Genomic DNA, 4106 nt, shown 5'->3' with positions numbered 1-4106 from the left:
CATGTTGGCGAGCACCGGATCGGCGCTGAATGCCTGCTGGTGCAGACGGATGGCTTCTTCCATCACTTCGAACACGCCGATGCCTTCAACCTGTGACGAGGTTCCGGTGAAGTACTTGTCGATCAGCGATTTCTGCAGACCGATGGCTTCGAAGATCTGCGCGCCGGTGTAAGACATGAAGGTCGAAATGCCCATCTTGGACATGACCTTCATCAGGCCCTTGCCGACGCCCTTGATGAAGTGCTTGACGTACTTGTCGGCGGTTTCGACATCGCCCTTGGCGAGCTCGGTCAGCGTTTCGAGAGCCAGATAGGGGTGCACGGCTTCCGCGCCAAAGCCGGCGAGCACGGCGAAGTGATGGGTCTCGCGCGCGGAACCGGTTTCGACAACCAGGCCGGTGCGGGTACGCAGCCCCTTGGTGACCAGATGCTGATGGACTGCCGAGGTGGCGAGCAGCGCCGGAATGGCCACGTTGAGCGCATCGACCTTACGGTCGGAAACGATCAGGATGTTGGAGCCATTGAGCACGGCATTCTCGGCTTCCGCACACAGTGAAGCGAGACAGGCTTCGACGCCTTCCTTGCCCCATGCAAGCGGGTAGCAGATGTCCAGTTCGGCCGAGCGGAACTTGTTCTCGGTGTAACGGGCGATCTCGCGCAGCTTGGCCATGTCGGCAAAGGTCAGCACCGGCTGCGTGACTTCCAGACGGTAAGGCGGATTGATCTCGTTGATGCCGAGCAGATTCGGACGCGGGCCGACGAAGGACACCAGCGACATGACCAGTTGTTCGCGGATCGGGTCGATCGGCGGGTTGGTCACTTGGGCGAAGAGTTGGCGGAAGTAGTTGTAGATCGGCTTGTTCTTGGCCGACAGCACCGCCAGCGGGCTGTCGTTACCCATCGACCCGTTGGCTTCCTCGCCGCTCTTGGCCATCGGCTCGAGGATGAACTTGATGTCTTCCTGGGTGTAGCCAAAGGCCTGCTGGCGATCCAGCACCGACGCGGCGCACTCGGGAGCGGTCGCCGACGCGGGCTCGGCACAGTTGTCGAGCTTGATGTTGATGCGCGACAACCAGTCCTGATAGGGCTTGGCTGCAGCAAGGGACTCCTTGAGTTCCTTGTCGTCGATGATGCGGCCTTGTTCCATGTCGATCAGGAACATCTTGCCCGGCTGCAGACGCCATTTTTTGACGATCTTTTCATCGGGAATCGGCAACACACCGGACTCGGAGGCCATCACGACGCAATCGTCGTCGGTGACGAGGTAACGCGCCGGACGCAGACCGTTACGGTCGAGCGTGGCACCGATCTGACGCCCGTCGGTGAACGCCACCGCAGCCGGGCCGTCCCACGGCTCCATCATCGCTGCATGGTATTCGTAGAACGCGCGACGCTTCGGGTCCATCAAGGTGTGGGATTCCCAGGCTTCGGGAATCATCATCATCATCGCGTGGGCCAACGAATAGCCGCCCATGACGAGAAGTTCGAGGGCGTTGTCGAAAGACGCGGAATCGGACTGACCCGGGTAGATCAACGGCCACAGCTTCTGCAGGTCGTCGCCGAGCAACGGGGAGTGAGTGCCCTTTTCACGGGCGCGCATCCAGTTGTAGTTGCCGCGGACGGTGTTGATCTCGCCGTTGTGGGCGATGTAGCGGAACGGGTGCGCCAGATGCCAGGTCGGGAAGGTGTTGGTCGAGAATCGCTGGTGCACCAGCGACAAGGCCGACACGCAACGCGGGTCCTGTAGGTCGAGGTAGTACTGACCCACCTGATCGGCGAGCAGCAGCCCCTTGTAGTTGATCGTCCGCGCCGACATCGACGGGGTGTAGAACTCTTTGGAGTGCTTCAGCTTGAGACTGCCGATGGCGTTGGCAGCACGGCGGCGGATCACGTAGAGCTTGCGCTCAAGAGCGTCCGTGACCATCACATCGGGACCGCGCCCGATGAAGATCTGGCGGATCACCGGCTCCTTGGCCTTGACGGTAGGCGACATCGGCATGGTCGGATCGGTAGGCACATCGCGCCAACCGAGTACGACCTGACCTTCTGCGCGGGCAGCCCGCTCGATCTCTTCTTCGCAAGCGAGACGGGACGCGTGCTCCTTCGGCAGAAAGACCATACCGACGCCGTAGTCGCCGACAGGCGGCAGCTTAACGCCCTGCTTGGCCATTTCTTCGCGGAACAGGGTATCCGGAATCTGGATCAGGATACCTGCGCCGTCGCCCTGCAGCGGATCGGCACCGACAGCACCCCGGTGATCCAGATTCTTCAGAATTTCGAGACCTTGGAGGACGATCTCGTGCGTTCGGTTGCCCTTTATATGTGCGATGAAACCGACACCACAGGCGTCATGTTCGTTGGCTGGGTCGTAAAGACCCTGCTCCAGGGGAAGATCCATCTTGTTTTTCCTCGACACAACACACACCGGCAGCAACATCCCTGTAGCGCCGGACCTTCAAACTGCGGAAAGCGCCCCGTCCGAACCGTGAAAAAGCCGGCAGTATTGGCCGGCCGGCTAAGCGTGATCCCGACGAGGAGACCGTTCAAACACACTGGGCGAGCATCGAATATACCGCCGCAGGCGCCCGCGCTTCAAGATTTTTTTGCGCTGCCGCATGGCTGGAGGGCGATCAGTAGATTTCGCCCACCGCGTACAGCCGCCTGTGCTCTTTCATCGCGTATCGATCGGTCATTCCGGCAATGTAGTCAGCTATGGCACGCGGCTTATCGACTTTCGTCATCTGCAGATACTGAGGCGGCAACAGGCGCGGGTCGTTCATGAAAGCCGCGAAGAGGTCCTGGATGATGCGTCGCGCCTTGTCTGTCATACGCAGCACCTGATAGTGGTGATAAAGGTTGTCGCGAAGGAACGTCTTGAGAACGCGCAACTCTGGAATCAGTTCGGCGCTATAAGCGACGAGGCGCGGCGCCGCACGCACGTCGTCCAAGGACCCAACTCCTGCTTCGTCGATGTTCTTTCTTGTCTGCTCGATGAGGTCGACAGCCATCAGGTTGATCATGCGCCGGATGGTTTCATGGATCAGGCGACGGCCGGCAAGCCCCGGATAACGCTGCTCCACGATCCGCCGGTTGCGGGCGAAAATCGATACGTCTTCCAGTTGCTCGAGGGTAATCAGGCCCGAACGCAGACCGTCGTCCACATCGTGATTATTGTAGGCAATCTCGTCGGCGAGGTTGGCCAGTTGCGCTTCGAGTGAAGGCTGGCGACCATCGATGAAACGGCGCCCGATCTCGCCGAGCCGCTCGGCATTTTTCTGGGAACAGTGCTTGAGAATGCCTTCTCGCGTTTCATGCAAAAGATTGAGTCCATTGAACTCGGCGTAACTTTCCTCAAGCACGTCGACGATTCGCAGCGACTGCAGGTTGTGCTCAAAACCGCCAAAATCCTTCATGCAGCCGTTCAGGGCCTCTTGGCCGGCGTGACCGAAGGGCGTGTGGCCGAGATCGTGCGAGAGCGCAACCGCTTCGGCGAGATCCTCGTTGAGACGTAAGGCCCGGGCAATCGAACGGGTGATCTGCGCCACCTCGATGCTATGGGTGAGCCGTGTGCGGAACAGATCGCCTTCGTGATTGACGAAAACCTGGGTCTTATATTCGAGCCGCCGGAACGCCGTGCAATGCACGATGCGATCCCGATCGCGCTGAAATTCACCCCGCGCCAACGGTGCCGGCTCGACGATCTGCCGACCACGGGAATTGGCTTCACTTGCCGCGTATGGCGCAAGTTCGGTCATGGCATTGCGAGCAAGCGATAGATCAGCAACATGCGTCAATGCTGGCGCGAATATCGGAGTTAGTGGCTTCGGAGGTAATCACGGCACGACCGATCTGCTTCAGGAGCACGAGGCGCAGGGTTCCGTCGCTCACTTTTTTGTCGTGAGCCATCAATTCGAGATATCGGTCGGCGCCCAATGGCGCGCCTTTGACCGGCAGCCCGGCTCGGAGGTGAATTTCCCGAACACGCGCCACATCCGCATCCGACAGCCAGCCCAGACGGCGGGACAGGTCGGCGGCCATGACCGCACCCGCTGCGACGGCCTCGCCATGCAGCCACGCTCCATAGCCCAGACCGGTCTCTATCGCATG

2 protein-coding genes and 1 pseudogene are annotated in these 4106 nt (G+C 60.2%); all 3 read right to left on the bottom strand.

The genetic code is table 11. The annotated features are described in order from the left end of the window. Positions 1-2397 (bottom strand): glutamate synthase central domain-containing protein (locus tag Q1M07_RS14665; protein ID WP_300454647.1); only part of this gene is annotated, 2397 nt, incomplete at its 3' end. Between the two features lie 232 nt (positions 2398-2629). Further along, complete coding sequence (locus Q1M07_RS14660) at positions 2630-3754, bottom strand: deoxyguanosinetriphosphate triphosphohydrolase (protein WP_300454646.1); 1125 nt, start codon at positions 3752-3754, stop codon at positions 2630-2632. 22 nt (positions 3755-3776) lie between these two features. Beyond that, a pseudogene (locus Q1M07_RS14655) lies at positions 3777-4106 on the bottom strand (3-dehydroquinate synthase); the annotation flags it as partial.

Origin of the sequence: Accumulibacter sp., from assembly GCF_029255285.1 — a bacterium.
GTDB lineage: Bacteria > Pseudomonadota > Gammaproteobacteria > Burkholderiales > Rhodocyclaceae > Accumulibacter.
The sequence above is the reverse complement of the archived record's forward strand: the minus strand, read 5'-3'. Positions and strand labels throughout refer to the sequence as shown.